The organism is Stieleria bergensis (genome assembly GCA_007745635.1).
GTDB lineage: Bacteria > Planctomycetota > Planctomycetia > Pirellulales > Pirellulaceae > Stieleria > Stieleria bergensis.
Genome location: CP036272.1, coordinates 3,338,637 through 3,363,173 on the forward strand (window position 1 = coordinate 3,338,637; position 24,537 = coordinate 3,363,173).

At 54.2% G+C, this 24,537-nt stretch carries 20 protein-coding genes; 7 read left to right on the plus strand and 13 right to left on the minus strand.

Annotated features, from left to right (window positions below):
• Positions 1-19: 19 nt before the first annotated feature.
• Positions 20-1,237 carry an HD domain-containing phosphohydrolase gene (locus SV7mr_RS11490; protein ID WP_145272100.1) on the plus strand — a complete coding sequence of 406 codons (1,218 nt, stop codon included), beginning with the start codon at positions 20-22 and terminating at the stop codon, positions 1,235-1,237.
• On the opposite strand, the gene SV7mr_RS11495 is transcribed toward SV7mr_RS11490, so the two are convergent.
• Positions 1,206-2,897 carry an arylsulfatase gene (locus tag SV7mr_RS11495; protein ID WP_419188409.1) on the minus strand — a complete coding sequence of 564 codons (1,692 nt, stop codon included), beginning with the start codon at positions 2,895-2,897 and terminating at the stop codon, positions 1,206-1,208. The genes SV7mr_RS11490 and SV7mr_RS11495 overlap by 32 nt on opposite strands.
• 668 nt (positions 2,898-3,565) lie before the next feature.
• On the opposite strand from SV7mr_RS11495, the gene SV7mr_RS11500 reads away from it, so the two are divergent.
• The 5 genes from SV7mr_RS11500 (at position 3,566) to SV7mr_RS11520 (ending at position 14,101) form a co-directional block, all read left to right on the plus strand.
• On the plus strand, positions 3,566-4,867 hold the full coding sequence (locus SV7mr_RS11500; RefSeq protein WP_145272102.1) for a DUF1501 domain-containing protein: 1,302 nt from the start codon (positions 3,566-3,568) through the stop codon (positions 4,865-4,867).
• Between the two features lie 496 nt (positions 4,868-5,363).
• Complete coding sequence (locus tag SV7mr_RS11505) at positions 5,364-7,847, plus strand: pre-peptidase C-terminal domain-containing protein (protein WP_145272104.1); 2,484 nt, start codon at positions 5,364-5,366, stop codon at positions 7,845-7,847.
• A gap of 157 nt (positions 7,848-8,004) precedes the next feature.
• On the plus strand, positions 8,005-10,470 hold the full coding sequence (locus SV7mr_RS11510; protein WP_145272106.1) for a DUF1549 and DUF1553 domain-containing protein: 2,466 nt from the start codon (positions 8,005-8,007) through the stop codon (positions 10,468-10,470).
• A gap of 134 nt (positions 10,471-10,604) precedes the next feature.
• Positions 10,605-12,485 (plus strand): c-type cytochrome domain-containing protein, encoded by a 1,881-nt coding sequence (locus SV7mr_RS11515; RefSeq protein WP_419188411.1) that lies wholly within the window; start codon positions 10,605-10,607, stop codon positions 12,483-12,485.
• Between the two features lie 602 nt (positions 12,486-13,087).
• The gene (locus SV7mr_RS11520; protein WP_145272110.1) at positions 13,088-14,101 is read left to right on the plus strand and encodes a PIN/TRAM domain-containing protein; all 1,014 of its coding nucleotides are present in this window, start codon (positions 13,088-13,090) and stop codon (positions 14,099-14,101) included.
• Positions 14,102-14,187: 86 nt separating this feature from the next.
• Here the strand turns inward: SV7mr_RS11520 and SV7mr_RS11525 are convergent, their stop codons facing one another.
• The 3 genes from SV7mr_RS11525 to SV7mr_RS11535 form a co-directional block, all read right to left on the minus strand.
• Positions 14,188-14,667, minus strand: a complete 480-nt coding sequence (locus SV7mr_RS11525) for a hypothetical protein (RefSeq protein ID WP_419188412.1) — start codon at positions 14,665-14,667, stop codon at positions 14,188-14,190.
• A gap of 185 nt (positions 14,668-14,852) precedes the next feature.
• Positions 14,853-15,809: an endonuclease/exonuclease/phosphatase family protein gene (locus SV7mr_RS11530; RefSeq protein ID WP_145272114.1), complete on the minus strand. Its 957-nt coding sequence runs from the start codon at positions 15,807-15,809 to the stop codon at positions 14,853-14,855.
• A 672-nt stretch (positions 15,810-16,481) separates the two neighbouring features.
• The gene (locus SV7mr_RS11535) at positions 16,482-17,000 is read right to left on the minus strand and encodes a hypothetical protein (protein WP_145272116.1); all 519 of its coding nucleotides are present in this window, start codon (positions 16,998-17,000) and stop codon (positions 16,482-16,484) included.
• Positions 17,001-17,641: 641 nt separating this feature from the next.
• Here SV7mr_RS11535 and SV7mr_RS11540 point away from each other — a divergent pair.
• Positions 17,642-17,845: a hypothetical protein gene (locus SV7mr_RS11540; protein ID WP_145272118.1), complete on the plus strand. Its 204-nt coding sequence runs from the start codon at positions 17,642-17,644 to the stop codon at positions 17,843-17,845.
• A gap of 43 nt (positions 17,846-17,888) precedes the next feature.
• Here the strand turns inward: SV7mr_RS11540 and SV7mr_RS11545 are convergent, their stop codons facing one another.
• The 9 genes from SV7mr_RS11545 to SV7mr_RS25310 all read right to left on the minus strand — a co-directional run.
• Positions 17,889-18,380 (minus strand): alpha/beta hydrolase, encoded by a 492-nt coding sequence (locus SV7mr_RS11545; protein ID WP_145272120.1) that lies wholly within the window; start codon positions 18,378-18,380, stop codon positions 17,889-17,891.
• Positions 18,377-18,802 (minus strand): alpha/beta hydrolase, encoded by a 426-nt coding sequence (locus SV7mr_RS11550; protein ID WP_145272122.1) that lies wholly within the window; start codon positions 18,800-18,802, stop codon positions 18,377-18,379. The genes SV7mr_RS11545 and SV7mr_RS11550 overlap by 4 nt, the downstream gene beginning before the upstream one ends.
• A gap of 205 nt (positions 18,803-19,007) precedes the next feature.
• Positions 19,008-19,349, minus strand: a complete 342-nt coding sequence (locus SV7mr_RS11555) for a hypothetical protein (RefSeq protein WP_145272124.1) — start codon at positions 19,347-19,349, stop codon at positions 19,008-19,010.
• Positions 19,350-19,910: 561 nt separating this feature from the next.
• Complete coding sequence (locus tag SV7mr_RS11560; protein ID WP_145272126.1) at positions 19,911-20,429, minus strand: hypothetical protein; 519 nt, start codon at positions 20,427-20,429, stop codon at positions 19,911-19,913.
• 107 nt (positions 20,430-20,536) lie between these two features.
• Positions 20,537-20,917 (minus strand): hypothetical protein, encoded by a 381-nt coding sequence (locus tag SV7mr_RS11565; RefSeq protein ID WP_145272128.1) that lies wholly within the window; start codon positions 20,915-20,917, stop codon positions 20,537-20,539.
• Between the two features lie 121 nt (positions 20,918-21,038).
• On the minus strand, positions 21,039-21,836 hold the full coding sequence (locus tag SV7mr_RS11570; protein WP_145272130.1) for a transglutaminase domain-containing protein: 798 nt from the start codon (positions 21,834-21,836) through the stop codon (positions 21,039-21,041).
• 323 nt (positions 21,837-22,159) lie between these two features.
• Positions 22,160-22,630, minus strand: a complete 471-nt coding sequence (locus tag SV7mr_RS11575; protein WP_145272132.1) for a hypothetical protein — start codon at positions 22,628-22,630, stop codon at positions 22,160-22,162.
• Positions 22,631-23,416: 786 nt separating this feature from the next.
• On the minus strand, positions 23,417-23,983 hold the full coding sequence (locus tag SV7mr_RS11580; protein WP_145272134.1) for a hypothetical protein: 567 nt from the start codon (positions 23,981-23,983) through the stop codon (positions 23,417-23,419).
• A 353-nt stretch (positions 23,984-24,336) separates the two neighbouring features.
• Positions 24,337-24,537: hypothetical protein (locus SV7mr_RS25310; protein WP_419188413.1), on the minus strand; the 201-nt coding region annotated here is incomplete at its 5' end.

Here is a 24,537-nt window from a genome sequence, read left to right on the forward strand (position 1 = left end):
TCCTTCGCCGAGTAAACACATGCCCAGCCGAGTCCTCATTGTTGACGATGATTGCATCGTGCGCCACTTGCTGAGCGCTGCGGTGCAGCGAGCCGGGTTCGAGGCGGTTGAGGCCGAAGACGGAGACGAGGCTTATCAGAAGATCCGCGATCAAGACATCCGTTTGGTCGTGACCGATTGGCAAATGCCCAACATGGATGGACTGCAGCTTTGTCGCAAAATTCGCGAAAGCAACGCAGCAGGTTATGTGTACGTGATCCTGCTGACCAGCATGGATCGCGTTGAGGAACGTGTGCAAGGCCTGACCGTAGGGGCTGATGATTTCATCTGCAAGCCCTTTCATCCTGCAGAGGTCATTGCGCGTTTGAACGTCGGCCGACGCGTGCTACAACTCGAAACACGCGAAGCGCTTATCTTTTCGCTCGCTAAACTTGCCGAGAGTCGTGACCCCGATACCGGTCACCACATCGAACGCGTCCAGTGCTACACACGAACGCTGGCCGAAGAACTTGCCAAGGAAGACAAGTTCCGCGACATCATCACGCCTCAATACATTCACCTGATCTACCAGACCAGTCCCTTGCATGACATCGGCAAGGTTGGTGTGCCAGATCATGTTCTCCTGAAAGCGGGAAAGCTGACGCCGGAAGAGTTCGACTTGATCAAGCGACACCCACTGATCGGAGCCGAGACTTTAAAGGGGGCGATGGAACGCAGCCCCGAAGCCAGTTTCCTACGCATGGCACACGATATCGCCCTTTCCCACCATGAAAAATGGGACGGCAGCGGATATCCGTTCGGTATTAGGGGCCAGGAAATCCCGCTCTCCGCACGAATCGTTGCTCTGGCGGACGTTTATGATGCCTTGACGACTCGTCGCGTCTACAAGGATGCGTTTACGGATGAAGAGGCCGCGAAGATTATCAACGACGGCTCCGGCAAACACTTTGATCCAGAAGTGGTGCAAGCCTTCCAAAGGAGTCGCGAAGTGTTTCGCCAGTTGCGTTTGCAGTTGCAAGACTCCGGCATGCCGGGCGAAACCGATTGCGTGGAAGAAATGTCCGTGGAGTTGAAGAAGAACCAAGTCGGTCACCAAGTTGACTCAGCCAGTTCCGCCAATTCAGCGGCAACGCAAGACAATGCGAAAGCCAACGCTGCGAAACCTCCGCTGGCCCCCTTGGAGTTGCCCGTGCCTGGAATCACGCCTAACGTGCCTTCCCAGCACCGTTCGAATTGATCAGCTGGTTGCTTTTCCACCAGTCTTGCCACTGCGCCGACATCGCCGCTACTCGGTCCGGCATCTGACTTGCGAGATCATTTAGCTCACAAGGATCGCTTTGAAGGTCATACAGTTGCCAGGCTCCCTTGCCGATCGCAACCAGTTTGAAGCGTTGATCGCGAATGGCTTTCGCCTTTCCGAATTGCCAGTACAACGGCCAGTTTCGCTCCATGCCCTGCTGCAGAAACGCAGGAACTAAGCTGCGACCGGGAAGGTGTTGGTTCTCTTCGACGCCTGCAAGATCCAGCATGGTGGGGACGACATCGATCAGGTGACCGACGCGATCTGTCACGGTGCCAGGCTTGATCTTACCGGGCCAGTATGCGATTAGCGGAGTCCGTGTGCCGCCTTCGAAATCGGTGGTTTTGAATTCGCGAAACGGTGTGTTCGAAGCGTTGGCCCAGGGCTTGCCTTGTGTTAGATAGCTGGTGACTTCCCACGGCATGGTTCCCTTGACGGTCGACCGATCGGGGGAATCCGCACTCGCTCCATTGTCCGAAAGGAATAGAATGACCGTGTTGTCCAACTGTTTGTTGTCGTCTAACGCACCTAGCAGTCGACCGATGTTCCGGTCCATCCGATCAACCATCGCTGCATAGGTCGCCATCCGCAGGTCCCACCAATCTCGTTCGTTTTCAGCTACCTGATCCCAAGCACGCACTGCCTGGTTGCGTGGTGAGAGCTCCGCGCCGGGCGGCAGAATCCCCAAGGTCTGTTGCGTGGCAAAACGTTGCGTTCGGAGTAGATCCCAGCCAATGTCTTGATAGCGACCGCGATACTTGGCAACGTATTCCGGACTAGCGTGCAACGGGTAATGCGGCGCCGTGTAAGCCAAGTAAAGCAGGAATGGTTTCGTCTCTGCTTTGTATTCGTTCAGATATCCAATGGCTTGATCGGTAAACGCGTCGGTTGTGTAGAAGTCCGGATCTTCGGGGGTAAAGGGTAAGAATTCCTGATCATCGATCGCCCAGCGACGCACCTTTTTCTTGGCAGGTTCGGGTTCAGGCCCGCGCGCATGACCCGGGTTCCAAAAGTTGCAACAGCCATCGGTCAGGCCAAAGTAACGGTCAAAGCCGCGTTGGTAGGGTGTCTGCCCTGCGTGCCACTTGCCAGTCATCAGCGTTCGGTAGCCAGCGGTGCGCAATCGTTCGCCAAAGGTTGCTGCTTTGTAATGGACCGACGCGGATGCACCCACATGTGTCCACCAGTGTCCCGTTAAAAGGGACGCACGTGTGTGTTCGCACTTCGCATTGTTATAGAACGTTCGAAACCGCATCCCAAGTGATGCCATTCTGTCCAAGTTGGGCGTCTCAATTTCACCGCCGTAGCAACCAACATCACTCCAGCCCATGTCATCTGCCATGATCAGAATGATGTTCGGGCGGCTGGCCGTCTGGGCGATTAACAGTGGATTGCCAAACAACAGCACGCAGAGAAAACTAAGGAGGGATCGCCATGAAACGAGAAGGCGATCGACGGCAAGGTGTCGCATGATTTCAGCGGGGCGCATCAGATTCTCAGCAAGCGATGGGGCTGGGGGGCAAGTCAAGTCGTTGTCGTACGCGACGACCTCAAATGCAGACGAGGCAGGCGCTAGGATACCGTTGTCGTTTTGCATGGGCAAATAGGGCCGATCGGGGGGCTTTCTGAAATTGAAGGACCGGGCGCGGCAAATTGCCACGCCTGCGGCGGCCCAAAAAAAAGCGTCGAGACTTCCTCTTTTTTACCGCCCCGTTTTGAGCCGGACGCTCTGCCAAAGCCCCGGTTTTCTGGCTTTTTTCCGAAGATGCGGAACGCGACCGCAGTGATTTTAGAAAAACTGGCGGCTCCCTGACAATTCTTGTGTTCGTCTCTGCTCCGTCTGCGTTGTCAAAAGGGTGCTTTCTGGTTGCGAAACTTCTCCAGACAAGTACATTGATTGATACTGGCTGGGGGGGAGCAAACAGCGGTTCGAACTCCTTCGGGCCCAGTGATTGATTTTTGTAATTCTCCAGACGGCACCCCGATTGGCTTGCTTGAGCGCTAGTCAAACGGTTAAAATACTGTGCCAGCACAATCGGTAAGCTACCCGTTAGCTCACCGGGACGCTGCTGGACCACACACACCCTACCACCATTCCCCAACTACAATACAAGCCTTCCATGTTGGGTTTGTGTTGCCCACCCCCGCCCTTTCTGGGGCAAAATCCAACCGATCAGAAGTCGTCGCCAAGCTCGTCTAGCGATGCGAAATGCAAGGTTGCAGCTGATTGGTTCAACCACCTAACCACATTGATGGAGTCGTGAGATGCGTTGCAAAGGAAACCCGTTCAGTCGCCGTGGATTCTTGGCCGCAGGCACTTTGGGAGGCATTGGCCTAAGCTTGCCAGAGCTTCTAATGCGTCAGGCAATGGCTGAGCAAAAACACTATGACTTTGTCGAAGCGAAGGCGAAGAGCGTGATCCACGTTTATCTCCCTGGTGGCATGGCTCAGCAAGAAAGCTTTGACCCCAAGCCCTATAGCCCGATGGAATATCGCGGTGAAATGCGAACCATCAAGACCAATACGGGTGAAGTGGTCAGTGAGACGATTCCCCAGTTGGCCAAGCGGGCTGACAAGTTCAGCGTCATTCGCTCGATGACCCACGGTGAAGCGGCTCACGAACGGGGCACGCACAACATGTTCACCGGTTACAAGCCGAGTCCCGCGCTGAAGTACCCATCCTTCGGTGCCGTCGTCAGTCATGAATACGGTCCACGCAAAAACCTGCCTCCCTACGTTTGCATTCCCAACGTTCCCAATGAGTTCGCCGGCACGGGCTACTTGCCCAGCAGCTACGGCGGATTTGCACTGGGTTCAGATCCAGCGCAAAGCAACTTCAAGGTTCGCGATTTGAATCTTGCCAGTGGCGTTGACGAGCAACGGTTTATGCGTCGCAAGCAAGCTCTGGCTACCGTCAACAACCAGTTTGTCTCGACCAGTTCGGCCGACAGTGTTGGGGCGATGAACACCTTCTACGAGCGAGCTTACAGCTTGCTAGACACTCCAGAAGCAAAGCTGGCCTTTGACATCGAGAAAGAAGATCCAAAGCTGCGTGATAAGTACGGCCGCAATCAAGCCGGTCAGCGATTGCTGATGGCTCGCCGCCTGGTGGAAGCTGGCACGCGGTTGGTCACACTGACCTACGGTGGCTGGGACATGCACAATAACATTACTTCCAGCTTCAAGAGCACCATGCCATCGCTTGATGTCGCATTGTCCGCTCTGCTGGACGATCTGTCCGAGCGTGGCCTGCTGGATGAAACCTTGGTGATGGTCAGCAGTGAATTCGGTCGTACCCCCAAAATCAACGCCACCGCTGGCCGTGATCACTGGCCGAAGGTGTTCAGCGTGATGCTCGCCGGTGGTGGTATCAAAGGTGGCATGATCTACGGTGCCTCCGATTCAACCGCTTCTGAGCCTGATCAAGACCCCGTGTCACCAGCTGACTTGGCCTGCACAATGTACCGTTGCCTGGGCATCGTTGCTGACAAGGAACTGATGGCTCCTGGCGATCGTCCGATTGAAATCGTCGACGGTGGTCAACTGATCGAACCGCTGATGGTTTGATCCGTTCGGTTATCGGTTCCCAAGCCAACGTGTGAGGCGCCCGATACTGCGGCGTGGGACGCCCGAAGGTCCAGCCGAGATGAATGCCTGCCACACGTTGGCAGGCATCCGTAATCAATACCATGCTGGTGCTGCAGAGCGGCCCAGTTGTTTTCGGGCAGAAACCTGGTTTCTGTCGGGGCTTTGCCCAAACACCCCACCACTACAATGGCAAACGCCATTCCCACCTTACTTGGTGATTTTCCATCGGCAGATTCATTCCCCGTCCTGATGGACTAGAATCTGACGATGCTGCCAACTCCCGCTGGCAGTCGAAAACCACTTGCACACACCTATCCCTGCTGCTGCAATGGTCGATCTTTGATCAGATCCGCCATCGTTGGTGGCTTTTCGCTCGCTGTGCGACACTGCGATGTGCCAGTCACTCTGGCAATCGTCTTGTGTACCGTGATGCAATCATCCTAAGCACCGTCCCATGATCGTGATCGGATTAACGATGAGCTTGAAAACAAACCCCCTGCTTGATGTCCGCCAATCAATGTTGCGTCGCCTGTGTTACGTCATGGCCATCTGTTGCGGCCTTGCGTTGCTCCCGACTGGGAATGCTTTTGCGACCTTGCCTGTGGTCACCAAGATCACTCCCTGCGGCATCGTTCGCGGACAGGAAACGGTGATCACGTTAGCCGGTAGCCGTCTTGACGACGCTCATCAAGTGCTTTGCGATTTGCCCGGCATCGAAATCCTGGAAGTCAAGCCGATCGGTGGCAACAAGGTCGAAGTCAAGCTCAGGACCGATTCAAATCTCACGCCGGGTTTGTATCCCATTCGTTTGGTCACCAAGAGCGGCATCGCCAACCTGCGTTTGCTAGGCGTTGGACAGATCCCGGTTGTGAATGAAGTCGAACCAAACAATGACTTTGCAGCTCCGCAAAAGATTGATCTCAATTGCACCATCGAAGGTGTCGTGACCCGCGAAGACATTGACTACTTTCAGGTCGCTCTGAAGGCCGGCCAGACGCTGAACGTAGAAGTCGATGGGCTGCGTTTGGCCTATTCGCTGAACAACCAGAACATTCTGGACCCCTACATTGCGATCTTGGATGAAGGGCGTTTCGAAGTCGCTTCCAGCGATGATTCGGCTCTCTTGCAACAAGACGGTTACTGCACGTTTAAAGCACCCAAAGACGGTGTGTACACGGTGATGATCCGGGACAGTTCTTTCCTTGGCAGCGCCGTGGGGCTTTATCGATTGCACATCGGCGACTACCCACGGCCCTTGGCTGTCTTTCCTGCCGGTGGTCAACCCTCCAGTCAGCTGAAAGCCAAACTGTTGATGGCAGACGGGAGTGAGCAGGAAACGACCTTTGAACTGCCCGCAGACAACACCTACCTGCATGGCTTGGCCACACAGACCGCTTCCGGCGTTAGCCCGTCGCCTAACTGGGTGCGTGTGAACGAGTTGCCTGTCGCCTTGGAGCAGGAGCCAAACGACGATCGCCGCAAAGCTCCCGTCGTGCCCGTCCCAGGTGCTTACTGCGGCATGATCGAAAAGCCCGGTGACTTTGATTGTTTCTCGTTCGAGTGCAAAAAAGGAACTCGGTATCGCGTTGAGGTCTTTGCCCGTCACTCGCTGCGATCACCGTTGGATCCAGTCATCAATGTCTACAATCCCAAGGCCGCAACGCTGGTCAGTGGTGACGACAGTGGGGGCAAGATCGACCCGGCGGTCGAGTTTACCGCCGCAGAAGACGGCAAGCACACCGTGCGGATCTATGATCACTTGCGTGGAGGCAGCCGTTTGCATCAATACCGCATCGAAGTCACGATGCCTCAGCCTCACGTGAAACTGACTCTGAAGCAACTGCGACGTAACGAAACCGAACGAACAGCCGTTCCCGTCGGTGGTTCGATGGCAATCGTCGTGACCGCTGCTCGCGATCGCTACAACGGCGAAGTCAATCTATCACTGGACGGTTTGCCGGAAGGCGTTACCGCAACCACGTTTCCAATGCCTCCTGGCCGACCAGAAGTTCCCGTGCTGTTGACGGCTGCGGCCGATGCGAAACATAACGCTTCGTTGTACAGCATGACCGCTAAAGGTGACGAAAAGAGCCCATTGGTTGGTGGTCGTCTGAGCCAAACTCACAACTTGGTCTTGGGACAAAACCAACGAGCTATGTTTACTCATCGTACCGAGCGAGCTGCAGCGGCAGTGACCGACGCGGCACCGTTCACCATTGAAATGGTTCAGCCTAAAACGCCGATCGTCCGGAACGGCAGCAAAAGTTTGATTGTGCGAATCAAAAAGAACGAAGGCTTTGACGAACGCGTCACCCTGAGAACGCTGTACAACCCACCAGGGGTCGCCATCAATAACAGTCGCTACATCGACAAAGGGAAAACAGAAGCTGCCATTCCAATCACTGCCAATGGTGGCGCTGGGATTGGAACTTGGCCCTTGATCTTGCTTGCCACATACAACTCGTCGACTGGACAAGCTCAGATCGCTACCAACCCGATCATGCTGGAAGTTCAGGATTCGTTGTTCTCATACACCTTTCCCAAGTCGGCCGGAGAATTGGACACCGAGGTCACCGTCGCGGTGCCGTTGACCATTAACCGCGACCTTCCCGGTGCGGCGGAAGCCGAATTGGTTGGCCTGCCCGCTGGCGTCACCAGCGACGCAGTCAAGCAACCAGTCCCGGCTGGTGCCGAGAGCGTTAGCTTCCCATTGAAGATTGCCAAAGACGCCCGTGTTGGATTACACAAGACATTAAGCATTCGAACGCGTGTGACGGTGGGCGATGAAGTCATCATGCAAACCAACGGTGTTGGCGAGCTACGCATCGACAAGCCTTTGCCGCCGAAGGTTGAAAAACCCAAAGAAGAAAAAACAAAGCCCAAAGCGGCTCCCAAACCGGCTGCTCCAAAGCCACTGAGCCGACTGGAGCAATTACGGCAAATGAAAAAGCAAGAGTAATCCGCTTGCAAGTTTGTTTAGCAAGCCCGGTTCCCGCCGGCGTTTGCTGCACGTTTTTGATCGACTCGATTATCCAATGTGGCATAACGAGTTTGCTTCCCATTGATTCAACTGATCGGACGAACCGAACGGATTCCTAGCAACCCGTAGTTTGAAAATGAAAGACTGCCTTAGTAGATCACTGTTGTTCTTGGCCGCCTTCGCTGGCATCTGTCAATGCCACTCGCTGGTAGGCCCATCGAGTGCACATGCAGATGAGACACCAGCAACTGAGAACCAGTTGTCTGTGTATCCACCAGAAATCAAGCTGAACTCAGCCCGTGACTTTCAGTCATTCGTTGCCGTGATTCAGCGTCCCGATGGCATCACCGAAGACGCCAGTTCACGGGTCAAGTGGTCGGTCGGCGATGCCAGCAAAGTCAAATTGGATGGCTTTCAACTGTTCCCACTCGCCGATGGACAAACCGAACTGCATGCCGACTTGGATGGCAAGCGAGTGTCAATCCCAGTGGTTGTGGGCAGTGCGACCACCAAACCGCCAATCAGTTTCACCAACGATGTGATGCCTGTTCTGACACGTGCCGGTTGCAACACTGGGTCGTGCCACGGTGCAGCGCGTGGGAAAGACGGGTTTCGCTTGAGCCTGTTTGGCTTTGATCCCGAAGGAGACCATTTTCGCATCACGCGTGAGATCGGTGTTCGTCGAATCAACTTAGCCGTTCCAACCGAAAGTCTGCTGATCAAGAAATCGATCGGAACGGTACAGCATACCGGTGGCAAGTTGTTCGGAGAGGACAGCGAGTACTACGCCATGATGTTGGAATGGCTTGCCGATGGGGCTCCGAAGGACCCAACTCCACCACCAACAGTTGACTCCGTTGCGATCTATCCTTCACAAGCCGTCATCGAAGGCGATGGAACCAAGCAACGCTTTGTCGCCGTCGCCACTTACAGTGATGGTTCAACGCGAGATGTGACTCGGCTCGCTGCCTTTACATCCAATAATTCCGGCACCGCCGCGATTGATAACGAAGGAAACGTGACTGCAGGCCGGCGAGGTGAAGCGTTCGTCATGGCACGCTTCGACACGCACACGGTGGGAAGCCAAGTTCTGGCCCTCCCCAAAGATCTCCAGTACCAACCTCAACCTGTCAACGGAAATTATATCGATGTGTTGGTTGGGAAAAAGCTTCAACAGCTTCGCATCACTCCCAGTGGACTTTGCACTGACGCCGAATTCATTCGTCGCGCCACGGTTGATATCACCGGCATGCTGCCCAGTGTCGAAGAGGTCGAAGCATTTGTCAGTGACGCGTCTGCCGATAAACGCGCTCAGCTGATCGATCGCTTGCTGGAACGCAAAGAGTTCAGTGAGATCTGGGCGATGAAATTTGCTCAACTGCTGATGATCAAGAGCAGCAACCAGGTCAGCTATAAGTCCGCGTTCCTGTATTCAAATTGGTTGACCGATAACTTTGCTCGCAACGTGCCAATCGACCAGATGGTTCGCGATCTGTTGACCAGCACTGGCGGTACCTTTGGGCAACCGGCAACAAACTTTTATGAAATCGAACGCGACACGCTCAAAACCTCCGAAAACGTTGCTCAAGTGTTCATGGGCATTCGAACCCAGTGTGCTCAGTGCCACAACCATCCGTTCGATCGCTGGACGATGGATGACTACTACGGCTTTGCCTCCTTCTTTACACAAGTGGGACGCAAGGGGGCGGAGGATTATCGAGAGCGGATTGTTTACAACCGTGACTCGGGTGAAACCAACCACATTGTGACCAAGAAGCCACAACCGCCGACCTTCCTAGGTGGCGACGCACCGGAAACTCGCGGCAAGGATCGTCGTGAAGTGGTCGCCAATTGGTTGACATCGCCTGACAACCCGTTCTTCGCCACCAGTATCGCCAACCGCGTTTGGGCGCACTACATGGGCGTCGGTATCGTTGATCCAGTGGATGACATTCGCGTGAGTAATCCTGCCAGTAACCCAGAACTGTTCGATACCCTGGGGGAAAAACTGATTGAATACAAGTACGACTTCCGAAGCCTGGTTCGAGACATCTGCAATAGTAACGCGTACCAGCGGACCGCCGATGTGAACGATTCAAACGCGCATGATTCGCGGAACTATGCTCACGCCGTCGTTCGCCGGATTCCTGCGGAAAGCTTGCTGGATTGCATTTGCCAAGTTACCGAAGCACCTGACAAATTCACCGGTCTGCCCCTTGGCGCTCGCGCCGTTCAAATCGCCGATGGCCGAACCAGTAACTACTTCTTGACCACCTTTGGCCGCGCTCCCCGTGATACCGTTTGCGATTGCGAAGCCCGTACCGATCCATCGCTTTCCCAGGCTCTGCACCTGTTGAATGGTACCAGTATCAGTAACAAAGTTGCTCAAGGTGCCAAGGTCCGGAACTGGATGCAAAAGGAATCGCTCACCGAGCAACAGGTGCTTGATCGGATTTACATGCGTTGCCTAGCTCGTAAACCCAACGAGAAAGAAAGCGCTGATTTGATGAAGCAAGTGACCGAAGCGGAAGATAAAGTTGCAGCGTTGGAAGACATTTTCTGGGCTGTCTTGAACTCCCGCGAGTTTGTCTTCAACCACTGATTGCTGCCCCAGTCCAATTGAATAGTCCCGCAACAAACACGCGTTGTTGCGGTCATTGTTGCCAGCCTTTTGTCTGCCGTGAACGAAGTTCTCCACCCCCTCACCGCAGATCGCCCCTTGATCGACGAATGACCATGAATTTGCGTCCAGCCTGTGTCCCACTTCTGATTCTGTTTGCAGGTGTCTTGACTCAAGACTCTATTGTTTCGGCTGCCGATGAAGCTGTTAAGAAGGTGACTTTCGAAGACGATGTACTGCCCGTATTTAGGCAGTATTGTCTCAATTGCCATCACCAAGGTGAAAAGAAAGGTGGCCTCGCCCTGGATACCTTCGGTTCCACAATGGAAGGCGGCGGTAGCGGCGAAGTCGTGTTTGATGACGGCGACGCTGAAGGCAGTCGATTGTGGCAGTTGGTCAACCACGATGACACTCCCGTTATGCCTCCCAAAGCTGACAAAATGCCAGCTGACAAGTTGGCAATCATCCGCTCGTGGATCGAAGGCGGTATCCTGGAGAACTCGGGGTCCAAAGTTAAGAAGAAAGCTGCCAACCCGTTGACATACACTCCGACTGGAGGCGGTAAACCTGAAGGCCCAGTGGCAATGCCTGAGTCGGTTTCTCTGGAGACCGTTACCGAAACTTCGCGGCCTGCGGCTGTTACTGCGATCGCCGCCAGCCCTTGGGCGCCGGTTGTTGCCGTGGCCGGACAAAATCAGATCGTCTTGTATCACACTGATACTTCAGAACTGCTGGGTGTCATTCCTTTCCCAGAAGGTGTTGCACAGGATTTGCGTTTCAGTCGCGACGGCTCGTATCTCATTGCCGGTGGTGGCGAGCACTCGGCAAGCGGAATCGTGGCGATCTATGACGTGAAGACCGGTAACCGTGTCGGAAGTGTTGGCGACGAATTTGATGTGGTCTTCGGTGCCGATGTCAACGAATCCATGTCAAACATTGCTCTGGGGGGACCGCAGAAGATGCTGCGGATCTACGATATCCCCACCGGTGAGCGATTGTTTGATATCAAGAAACACACCGATTGGATCTATTCGGTTGCCTACAGTCCCGACGGAGTCCTCGTAGCCTCTGCGGATCGTTCCGGTGGACTCTGCGTTTGGGAAGCCGAGACAGGTCGCTTGTATCTCAATCTGATTGGTCACAAAGGCGCAATCTATAAGCTCGCCTGGCGTGATGATTCAAATGTTCTGGCCAGTGCCAGTGCTGATGGAACCGTTAAACTGTGGGAGATGAATGGCGGCAAAGCCATTCGCTCGATCAGTGCTCACGGTGGTGGCGCGACCAGTGTTTGCTTTGATCACCAAGGCCGCCTCGCAACCGCAGGGGTTGATAATCGAGCCAAACTTTGGGCTGCCGATGGGAAATTGCTCAAGGAGTTCACGAACTGTACGGAAGACGCTTTGGAAGTCGCTCTGTCCCACGATGGCAAACGCATCATCTTCGGTGACTGGAACGGCGCGATCTTCAACGCCTCGACAGATGATCCCAAGGTCGTCGTCGCTCTGAAGTCGAATCCGCCGTCCTTGCAAGCTCGTCGTGATCAGCTCAAACAGAAACTCGTTGCCGCTCAGGCAACCGCTGTCAAAGCCAAAGCAAGCGTGGATCAACTGGCGGCAGCCTCCGCAGCGGCCAGTAAAGCCGTCACTGACATTGATAACGCAGTCAAAGCCGCCAATGGTGTGATGCAACAGAAACAAGTCGAAGCTCAAAAGAGCCAGACGACCGTGGCTGGTCTGGAGAAGTCCTTGGCCGCACTTCGAAGCCAGTTGGAGGCCCAGACAAAACAACTTGAACAGCAGAAAGCAGCGATCAGTGCCCAGCAAGCTGCGATCGCAAAAGCGAAGGCGGATGCAGCCAAACTGACGGCAGCCCGTCCGGCTGCTGAAGCAACAATGAAGGATGCTCAAGGAAAGATCGGGGGCGCAAAAGCCGCACTCGATGCAGCCAATGCTTCGGTGGGGTCGTTGCAGAAAGCACTTGAGATGCTCGGAAAGTAAGTTCGCGCTGCGTGGTTCTTGCTCGGTCACAAGCGTGACCGGTTGCCGTCACTGTCGATGAGTCAGCGGAACCACCGCTGGGGTTGGTTCCGTGGGGCCGCCGCCAGACCTTTGGCTTCTTTGAATCCCGATGCTGACGTTGATTCGCCAGTGGTTGGTGGCATGTCGTTGCGGCTGCCATTGTCTTTTCTACAGGTTTTGTCGTTTGCGCGCCCAGGGCGGCACTCCGTATGAACCTCTCTTACGATCTGCACGTACAAAAGCAGTTTGGCTCTCTGCAATTGACGTTCCAATTATGTGGATCGCCTGTCCGTTGTTCGCGGCTGTTGAAGGAATCACGACCAATCGCTTGACGCGCAAATTCACCTGCAAAGTCGGCGGTTTCTTTTAGCGACAAGCTAGGCTTGCAAAGTGGCAGATCCCCTGAGTATTGGGACGTAGATTTCGCAAGATTGGCGGGTACATTCTGTTCTCAGTGGACTTCGTTTGATGTTGCCCACTTTGGTGCGTCGACTACATTCTCCACCATCAATGATCTGTACAATTGCAGTCCTACGGCAGATCGTAATCACTTTGACGAACCATTAACCCCACCGGATTTGATGGAACTAGTCCTCTTACGAATCATTTTCCTGTTGTGCGCTGGTGGGGTTTCGTGGATCATCAACGAATCCCTTCCTCCCGATCCGCCGCTGGACCCCTTTGTCATCATGTTTGGCATCATCGGGACAGCGCTGACGGTCATCCTGGCTGACATCTTTGTTCCGCAGAAACGGATTGACCTGATCTCCGCCATCTACTTTGGCGTTTTGATCGGAGTGCTCCTGACCGGGATTCTTTGGATTGCCATTGCGCCATCGTTCTCGTCGTCGCAGCTGCTTGGTGAATCGGTCAAGCTGATCATCGGCATGGTGCTCTGCTACATCTGTGTCAGCGTCCTGGTGCAGACGAGAGATGATTTTCGGTTCCTGATTCCGTACGTTGAATTTGTTCGCGAAGTCAAAGGCTTCAAGCCCTTGGTACTGGATACCAGCGTGGTGATCGACGGACGAATCGCTGACCTGGTGAACACCGGTGTGTTTGACAATCAGCTGATCATGCCTCGTTTTGCCCTCACCGAGCTCCAAGCCATTGCGGATAGCAGCGACAAGTTGCGCCGCGTTCGTGGTCGACGTGGCTTGGACATTCTCAATCGAATGCGCGCCGATGCAAACGTTGATCTGATGATCTTCGATCGCGATCTTCCCGAGTTCGCCGGTCAGACGGTCGACTTGAAGCTAGTTCTGCTGGCCAAACACCTGGAAGGAAAGGTCGTCACCGGCGACTACAACCTGAATAAAGTCGCCAGGCTGCATAATGTCCCGGTGATCAACCTTAACGAAATCAGCAACTCCTTGCGGCCTGTCTATCTGCCCGGCGAAGAGTTCAAGGTCAAGATCATCAAAGCCGGTGAAGGCCAAGATCAAGGCGTGGGTTACCTGGACGACGGAACCATGGTGGTCGTCGAAGGTGGTCGTAACCGGATCGGTCAAGACTTGCCTGTGCAGGTGACAAGCACACTGCAGACCAATGCAGGCAAGATGATCTTTGCCAAGCACGACAGTCACAGTCGCTAGCGCTTGGCACACCATAGCCCAGCGGCAACCAGCACACTCTGGTTAGCCTGGAATGGTCCCGCTGGTTCACCTAACCGTGACGCCGCCTATTGCGTCGTCATGTTAAGTGACTCTTTTGACACGGGCTTGATGGTGACAGCATGGTCTAGATTGATCCATGTTTGCGTGGTTCTAATCTCCTTCGAAGCATACGTTTTGCTGATTGCCAACGACTCGGCGTCCAGATTGTCGGCATTCGTCAACCGTAGAGCAGCGCGATGTTTTCCAACCCACAACGCGTAGTCTTTGGGGGATGCAGGGTGTTCCACCAGTATCCACGAACCTGCGGACAGTTGGGTGACGTGAAAAATGTCCAGCGTAACATTCATGCTCCATTGCGCTGGCCGCCTGTTGGCCTTGGTGCCATCTGGGCGTTTCTCATACGACTCGGTGATACCGCTCGTTGAGTACACAAAGGGGCTGCGGTCCTTGGGAAATCCTATGTGGTAGTCTTTTCCGACTTGAAGGAATGGAAGTTCTGGTTCCGCTGAAGTTGCGGGAACGTCCTGCAGAACAAGCATGCACATCGAAATGGCACCTGTAAAAAGCCTACGAAGTAGCAAGCGAAATCGCATCTCGACTCTCCAGTGATTTGTTTGTCTCGGTACAACGGTGTCAGATCATCGACCAGGAGTAAATGCAACAAAAACGCATTGAGAACAAATGGCCGAAGTCCGTCCCATGCAGTCTGTACCATTCAGCCCCGTGGAAATCAGAATGATGCCGCTGGTGTTTGAACGATCGAAAAGTCCACGGTGACTGGCCGATGATCTGATCCAGCAACGTCACCGACATGCCTTCGGGTGACATTGATCATACGACCTACCAAAACGTGGTCAATCGGAATGCCCAGAATTCGGAATCCGAATGGCGTCCAGGAGATGCCTAAGCCCTGGCCACGCATGGAATTGTGAAGTGTCGATTCTGCGCACAGCGTCTTGAACCACGGTGACCACGGCGTGCAATTGAAATCACCAGCAACGATTGTGGTGTCGGCCCCATGCTGCCTGACATCTTTCGCAAGTTCAGCGAATAGTTCGTTGCGAGCAGTGAACGATACGGAGTTCATCGGTGGCAGTGAGTGCGTTGCGATGACCCGTAGCAGGCCTTTGTGGGTCTGGAAACTAGCGCGAATCGAAGGCGTCGGAACGCTCGTCGAGTAATCGATGGTGTCGCACGATGAAAACGGGAGTTTGCTGTAGAGTGCAATGCCGAAATTATCGGAGCGAGCGATGTGTATGTGATGTGGCCACTCTGCCAGCAACGCCTCATCAAGCTGTTCGATCCACGTCGCGTCGGTTTCCAGCAAGATCGCGAAATCGGGGTTGGTTCCTTCAATCAGAGATATCACCTCCGCCTTTCGAGCATTGCTTGTGAGAACATTCATCAGGAACAGTCGATGTTGTTGCTCGCTCGTGGTTGAGCTGAAGCTGAAATAGGGCCCTAGCAACAGCGAGAAAGCGACGCCAAAGAATAGTGCCGCTTTGGAGTACTTAGGCCGCTTGAGCCAACGAAGAGCGAGTCCCGAGATAAGTAACGTGACGGTCGCTTGAAGTCGCAGATGGGCCCCAAGATCAAGGAGGTGATGATATTTGCCTAGCAGTCCGGCCAGAACGGAGAGGAGCGAGAGAATCACCGCCACTTCAAAAAGGTTGGCAATTCGTTTCATCGCGTGTCGTGGGAGAGAGTTCGGAGAAGCTCAGTCATCAATCCGTCGCGGTGGAAACAGCGTTGTGTCTCGGAAACGTTGAACGCAGGCTCAAGAATCGCGGCGACGATGCACGTGATCCATGTGCACTGCCCCATTGTCTCAAAGGGGATTCCAATTGGCAACAGATATCGACGCATCCAATCACGGCAAAAGCGGTTGTAACAGTCCTGCAACCAGATCGCTCAAATCCCATCCGCAAAGCGGCGGCAGCAACTACCTTGCGTCAGGTCGCGTCAACGGAATCCATTGTACCTCGGCTTGATCTCAGCGGCTTGATCTCAGCCCGGAACCACTCGCCGCATGATCGCTTCACTTCAGTTCGCATTGTCCGAGCGCAGAAGCTGTTTCACAGCAATGCTAAGATGATCGCAGCGCACTTTGGTCAATCTGACAAACACCGCCAACTGCTCCAAAGGGGTTGAACAAAAAGCCCAACCAATTCACCACACTGACCTCCGTCACAAATAACCCAACCTTTCCACTCACGCAGGTCAGGCCAGAGACTAAAACAACGATGAACGAGACGAACGCGAAAGCACGACGCCACCAGCCTCATTCACTTGCAACTGCCTTTGGCCCGATGACACGTAATGGCCGCAGTAAAGAGGGTCGCAAATGCACGCTGTGCTATTAGCGAGTGGGACGCTCCACCTTCGGACCGCGCAGTTCATAGAGGTCGTAGACGCTGTATTCCGAAGGAGCACGCTTCACCGCTGCTAACAAGTCATTGTCCATCAACATGCCGGTCGTCGTACGCGGGGCAGTGACATTCACACCCGTTACCCACCACGCCTTTTCGGTGCTTGCCTCGCGAAGTTGGCCTTTGGTCGATAGGGCCCATGCGGTGTCGTCGGATTTCCATTCCACTCCACCGGGAACCACATCGAAGCGAGTTCCATACTCTCTGTTCGCAACCAGGATCAACCAGGTCTTGGTCCCAGTTGTGCCAAGCTCCGCTTCTAGCCCCTTAATCAGCCATCCATCCTGGAGGTGATAGATCGTCGTGCCGAGGGCGGCGGTTTCGATTTTTCCCGTTTTCAACTCCCTGCCCGATGGACCCCGCAGTAGCATGAAAGCAAAAATGGCTGTTGCTGCCAAAAGTGTCGCAGCAACCACGCAGGCGAGTCGTCGTGCTTGGGAGTTTGTCATGTTAAATTGATCGTTTGGGCCAGCACCGAGATCGCCTCCGTTTCGAAGGCCTCGGCACTGTGCCACAGATTGCAAAATGGATGAGTTTTCAGAGCGGACGGCGTGGGGAAGCCGAACCATCGAAACGGCTTCATCGTCGAAGCAAGCACCACCCAATTCCGTTGCGTCACTTCGTAACGCTTCTACCGCCGTTGACTGGGGACTTCTTTCGCGTCGTGATTGCCCTTTGCCAGTTTAGCAAAGGAGCGACGGCTCAAGCAACACCCGTGAAGATTGCGAGTACGATGACAATCGGTTGGGACGCTTCCGCTGTGTTTCAACTCTTATTCTGCCGGAGAAGCTTGAATGCTTGCGAGCCAGTTTGTTTTGGTTTGACGGGAATTGGAATTTCTTGCTCGGTGGTTAATACCGTGTTGCGGCTTGCTGTCGGTAAGATCGGGCACAATGGCCGAAATTCATGGGCATCGCGAAAACATCGAAGGGAAAAAAGCAGCACCCGAAGATGCCTCTGCCCTTCGACGTTTCATTTCCAACGGTGATCGAGTTGATCCTCATCAGACCTCTATCTTGCGACCAAGCGTCTGTAGTTTCTCAGATCAACAAGATTGAAGGCAAAGCCAATCGAGCCATAGACAGGGAAAATGTGTGCACCAAGCAAGACTCAACACCTGCATGAACTCTTTCGCGTCATTCGTCTCTTTCGTGGTCATAATCGACCACGCACGTTTCCCACCAACGAGATCCGTCGCAGCAAGCAACCTGGATCACTGCATGAATCAAGTCCTTCCAAGAAGCCAGCCAAGACCTCGACCACGCGTCTTTCGCTCACGCAAGTCTTGATCTGACGAGCGGTAGCAATTAGCCAGCGGCGACGGTGGATCATCGAACTCAAAACTCCCGACTTTGCTGCTCGCTTGCATCGGATGGCTTGCCAGCCTCATTGTTATCGTTGCGGAGGTGGCGGTCCAGAAAACCGACAATCCGTTGTTGGTATTCAATTGAATCGATACGCAACAGGTCCACATGTGCAGCATCATCGACCAACCAAAGCTGTTTGGGATCTGATGCAGCGGAAAACATTGCTTGCGTTTCCGATTCGGTGGTGTGTTGGTCCTCCGCTCCGGATACAACGTAGACCGGACATTCGATGTGAGGCATGTGGTCGATGGGGCGAAGCTCTGTCGGCGAAATACCAAGACGAGGTTGGAGTTGCATGAGTAGCAGCGAAGCGGGAATCGATGAGAGCCGGCCAAGTTTTGCGGTGACACGATTGTGGATGGCGTGATGAATATCCAAATAGACCGATTCCAGCACGAGAGCGTCGATGTCCAAAGGGGACGCCAGCAGAGCCGCCGCGCCGCCGAGCGAAACGCCAATCACGCCGATGGGCTCAGCGGGTGTTGATGTCGCGCGAATTTCACAGCGGCCCGAACGTCGTGTTGTTCCAGGTATCCGGCCGTGATTGCGTCCCCAGAGCTCTCACCGTGTGCCTGGAGGTCGATCATCACTGTCGCATATCCCGCATGATGAAGCATCCGTGCGCGATCCAACATCGACAATCGCGAACCCCGTATGCCGTGGAGCAACACGATCACTCCGTGGCTCGAATCGGGTTGAGTATGCCAGCCTGAAATCTTTGAACCAGAATCGCTGTTCACGATGAACGCAGTTGCGTTCAAGTCGCGTGGTGGATCGCCGATTTCACGAGGGCTAGGAGCGACGAGTGCGCCAGCGACAAACCACGATGCCATCAATCCGGCGATGACCAAGCACAACGTGGCGATCAAAGCACGGCTGATCATTCGTCTTCCTCGTGTGGGTGGCATCAATGTTACGGTGACCTCGTCCAGCGAACGTCCAAGTTCACCGGGTGCAAACAGAATAGTTTTGGGACAGGAGCGGCGCTGTTAAGTACTCCGTGATCATGGCGCTGTTAGGTTGCAGATGGGACCCTCCCAACTGAACTGCTTTCCGCACGCGTCAGCGCGTTATCTAACGCTCGACAGTTTACTGGTAACGACGATCGTTCCACTTTAGCAGGTGAACTGCTTGATCAAATGAATAGTTGCCTTCAGGACGGAAAATCTTGGCTTCTTTGACCAACGAGTCATTTTCGAGAACCGGCATGACTGAAGGTCCTCCTACGTTTCCAACACGCAGCAACTCCTTCACACACTGGCGCGAGTCAATGTGGTCAAGGAGTACGGTAATCCCGACGTAGTGCTTCTTTGTCTTGCTGTCGAAGCCTGATGCAGCCGCTGTGTGCCCCTGTCCATGATCGACGGTGGCATAGAAGCTCTCATCACTCTGCACCGTGTACTTCACGATCTTCTCGTGATCGGTGTCCAAGACGAGCAGCGTAGAAATGGTAAGAGAACTCGCCTGGTTCCGCGTTGCGGCAGAACTAATCAAACTCGGCAAAGGCGTGCACGCCAGAACGATGGCTGCAGCGAGGAGCCATCGAAAACGTCGTGTGCGAAATGATTCCATCTTGACTCTCATTCTACGGATAGACTTTTTGCGTTTGGTCCAACTCACGGTCCGACTCACGGGGGACGAACAAAAGATCTCCCACTTCATAAACCGCGCACCTGTGAACGTCATGGCTCTGGCGGTTGTCGGCATCGTGAAGGTCACCTTCGAACGTTACACTCAGTTTCGCAGTCGCGGCTCTCGTGTCGCCTGAATTTCAATTCAAGCCAAAATGCGAATGCCGCCAACACGCCGACCGCTACCTCTCAACATGCCGGGAATCACGCCAGCGGTCGGTGTCGTCCTTGCGGGGCAGATGAAGACGAACGGTAGGGATTCGTCGTAATGTCTTTCATTGGCCTAACGTCTAAAGTCACTGGGGCGCGTCAAGTGATTTTCTATTTGAATACGCCAGGCTTCGCGAGTCCAGTGCATTCTTTATGATCCGGCGTTATCGGAGTCCCGTTCAGCTTGACGAGAAAGCTCCATTTCGGTTTCCAAACCTGAAAAGCCCAGCGATTCGTGAAGTTCATCAATCATGGCTGTTGGTTGATCTTCATCGTTTACGGCGAAGATGCGAAATTCTTCGTGTGGCAAGCTCGGAGTGTCGTAGAGGCCAGCGCCATCCAGAATACAGCCCAAGTTGCTTAAGTACTCCCGTTGTGACATTCTGGCAAAGAGTGCGAGATCAGCGGCTGATGCACCAGAGTCAAGCAATCGTTTGAGTAGTTCTGAGTCTTCACAGTCAGGTTCGTTGGCGCGTGAAATGATCCACGACGGGTCATGGATTCTGGCCAAGACATGTTCCGCGAGCATCTGTAGGCACATCGTCTCGACGACGGGTTGCCCTTCTTCGATCGACTGTTTGGCTGCCTCACGAGCTTCGTCTGCATCGTATCCGTCACCATGTTTAAGGAGAAACTCTACAATTTCCTGAATCTTGATTTCGTCAGCCATGGGAGTCCTTTTGAATCGAAGTGAGTGTGCTGTTTAGCCGGACGGCGGTTGTGATATGCGGGCCGCGGGGAATGACTCTCTACTGACTTGAACGCACCACCGCCTTGTTATCCGCTGCTTGCAATCGAGCACCAACACGGGATACTCAGCAACGGATCGTAGTCGAGTCCCCGCTCAGCAAGCCAGGAGCCAGTAGCGTCATTGTTGCCCGTGATAAGGAAGTCACCGACCGTGGCGACTTCTGGACCAAAGTTGACAACGAAAAACAACAGGGCGATGCTTGGTACGACCAATCCACGTCCGCTGAAATGCCAGAGCGGATAGGCGACCGTTGCCAGAACCAAGCCATTGTACGCAATCCATGCGATCCCCGCCCCAAGACGCGGTAACACCACCCGGTGAGCACTCATCGGCGTTGCTACGAGGAATGCGACCACCAGGGTAGAGAGCAGCAGGTGTCGAATTGAAAACTGTTCTTTGGCTTTCATGCGTTAGTTCTTCTTACGAATAGCGACCGGAGATCAACGGGCGGCGACGAGAGATTGTCCAACGAAAAGCACCGCGCCGCCCGGTGCATTGTTTGGTTCGCGGATTTGATGCGTAACAATCTCAGTAGGACGGTTCATCCATTCGCTCGACTGCCACATCCATGCGAAGCAATTCTACCGGGTCGCCGAATTGGGTGTAGATGGCGACGTCAGCCGCATCTCGACCATAGGCGATCGCCACACGTCCACCTTGATGGTCCCCTTGTGTTGGATCAAACGTGTACCACCGCCCTCCGACATAGGCCTCGAACCAAGCGTGCAGGTCCATCGGTTGCAGGTGCTCGAAATATCCCACGACCATTCGCGCCGGAATCGAAAGCGCACGACAACAGGCAATGCCTAAATGCGCCATGTCTCGGCAGACAGCCTGATGCCTCTCGTTAACTTCGCACGCGCTGTTTATCTCCTGCCCTGTCCCGGGTGCATACCGCTTCGTCTGGCGAATGTAATCGACAATTGCGGTGCATTGGTCGTACCCCGGCGCCCAGCCCGTAACAATGGACGCCGCCATCTCGCTGAAACGATCCGCTTCGCAGAAGCGACTTGGCAGCAGAAACGGAAGCGTGTCGTCAGGCAACTGCTGTACCTCAACAAAGTGAGCCCCCGCTGCTGTATCAGAGGCTTCGGCAGTTTCGATATCAACCGACGTGTGCACCGAGAACCTTCCAGCTGGCGCCACTAAACGTTGGCAAAGATTCCCAAATGTGTCGGTGAATTCGACCACCGGCACGCTGGGCGTTAGAACGTACTGTTCGCGACTGACCCACTGCTGCCACCCACTGCGCGGTCGCAGCATGAACAAGAATGGAGTTGCCACCGGAGTGTTGAACTCAAGGTAGCAGGTTGCGTGCATCCACATGGCTAGCGGTTACCGTTAGGAGAAGACTCGGAGACGATTTTCTGTGACGCAGTTTAGTCGGCGAACGTCTGTAAGCCTGCCGGAACGAGTGAACAGCCACTTCGAATGTGATCCAGCGTTTGCCAATCCCAAAAAGGAGTGAATCATTTCAGCAACGATCGTTTCGATATTTTCAATTGGGGATCAGGAAAAGATCAGAAGTCCCATTCGTTTGGAATTTGAACAACCCCCTTTTCCCGCAGTGGTTCTCGCGTGGGACGTTCATTGGTTGTGTGGCTAGGATTTTCAGTAATTCGATTGCACGTCAGACCTGAGGACTGGATTCAATCAGTTATGCGAATAACGCTGAACTGCTCCACCAATTCCTGATCGCCATCGAGCGCAATCAACTTGACAGCGTACAGCCCTCCGTCCAACTCAGACGCCGGGGAAATTCTGAGCGTAAAGATTTTGGATTTAACATCAATCGGGACCGCGCCACCGTAGACTTTGGTTCCATCAGAGTCAATCAGTTCGTATGCCACACTTGGTTTTGCATCAAAGAGATAGTTCTTGGGGTAAAATTCACCCACCGACGTCATCGAGAATCTCCCAGCGTAACTCGTGTTGGTTGGATCACTAAAAGGAACTTTCAAAGATGGTTCCGAAGACAACATTTTAAGCTCGGTTTTCAATGCTCGTACGTCGAAGCGACTGATGACAAGAGCTAAAGAGATGCCGACGAACGTCGCCACGGTGATCAAGTCACGTATTGAAAATTTCAAAAATGACCCTCGCGAATTTTCGGTGTTCATGTCGGTCTATCCTCTGCCAATAAAAGCCCACATTGCACATTATCTGCGTCACCAATTCCTGGCTTTTGTTTGCCGATCATTTGGCTGAATCACGACTGCATTCACCGTGGCACGCGAATGATTTGAATTCACGAGAACCTCGCCTTCGCTGCTGTGCTTGGTTCGTCGAGTCACCGTCGGCGCTGGCCGGACGTTCCCAGTGTACCCGATTCAAATTTCAATGGGCCAGCGGGCGTTGCATTCAGCAGCCTGGGTTTCAGCGTTGGTGTCGACGCGTCTCGGTCGATCAATTCCTCAGCGTCAAACGCGAATGCAGGCAATCGCAGCACACGCACAACACTAATGCGCACGAATCAGACCTAATCGATTAGTGACAATTAGCGTTCCTGATCCGGGACCTCGGACATCGCATCGTTTGTGCGCCGAGCCGTGGGATTCACCCTACACGCGAACCTCGACTTCGTGCCTTCGGTGCAGCGCTTGAATCGTCGAGTCATGGTCGGCGCTGGTCGGTGGATCAATTCCTCAGCGTCAGAAGCGAATGCAGGCAATCGCAGAACACGAATGCGCTCGAATCAGACCTAATCGATTAGTGATAATTAGCGTTCCCGATCCGGGACCTCGGACATCGCATCGTTTGTGCGCCGAGCGGTGGCGATAAATGTGCATCCGCAAAAGCGAATAATGCCCGCAATCACCGGGCGCGACGGTTGATTGTCCACTCTGAAACAGATCGGCTTCGCGGTTCCGAGTGCATTGCTCTGTGATCTGCTTCGTCGGTGGCTTCTATCTCCCGATGGGGTTGCTCGCACCGTTGAAGCCAGGGATCAGGCCACCATCGGTGAATGGATGATTGAGTTTCCACGTTCCCTCCACGACGGGCTCTTTCGCCGACAAAAGAAAAACTTTTCCAGCTGCACCAGCAAATGACGAGCGACCAACAAAATGAAGGGAGACGAGCTTGCCATCACGAGTGGTGGTGCCCCCGAAACGGATCCTTCCTTCAGCATCGACAGTCCCATTAAGCTTTCGCTGAGTGGAAAGCCAAGGACTTTGTCCCAGTGGTCGGGCGGGCCACTTCGCTGTGCCATCTTCCGATGGATCGCCGAAGCCGCCTTTCGCTGGCTTCGAATCAGCTTTTTCTTCTTTCTTTGCGATATCGTCCAGCACAACCAGGGTGAGCCGTTCTGATCTGGAGTGAACCTTTACGTCGTGGAAGAAATTCCGGCGAGGGTCTTGCTCGTCGAATGTTGCAATCAGCGAATGTTCCCCGGTCGCCATTCGGGCCTTGTCTTGCGCCCGAGACTCGGCGACAAAGCAGAGGAGCAGGAGGGCGGTGGTAATGCGCAACATAGAACACTCCAATGACGAAGAAATTCCAACAACAGATAACGAAATGCGATCTATCCGGGCACGGGGTGTGCCGGGATAGATCGTGCGTTGAAGTTTGTCGCTTTCGTGTTGCGACGTGGAAGGACTGATTAGAACGAGTCGGCGAAATAATTGCCAGTCGATTCTGGTTGCCAGTCGAGACCTGGCAGAAGAAGTTGTGTGACCGCTGCTGTGATCGGCGGTGCGGTTTCCTTTGCACTTTCAGGCGGCCTTAATACCTCCGCGACGTACCAGTCGTAAAAGCCCGCACCCATCGCTTCATCCCATTGCTGCTTTTCATTTCTTTCTTGACTCTCGCCCCACCACCATGGGCTTCACTGCGAATCCATGCCCAATACCTTGGACCAACTCGGCTTGGGAGACAACGCACTGAGTGTCAACGATTCACTGCCCCAGTCTAGCAAGGGTGCGTCCCCGTCTAGCAAGGGTGCGTCCCCGTCTAGCAAGGGTGCGTCCCCGTCTAGCAAGGGTGCGTCCCCGTCTAGCAAGGGTGCGTCCCCGTCTAGCAAGGGTGC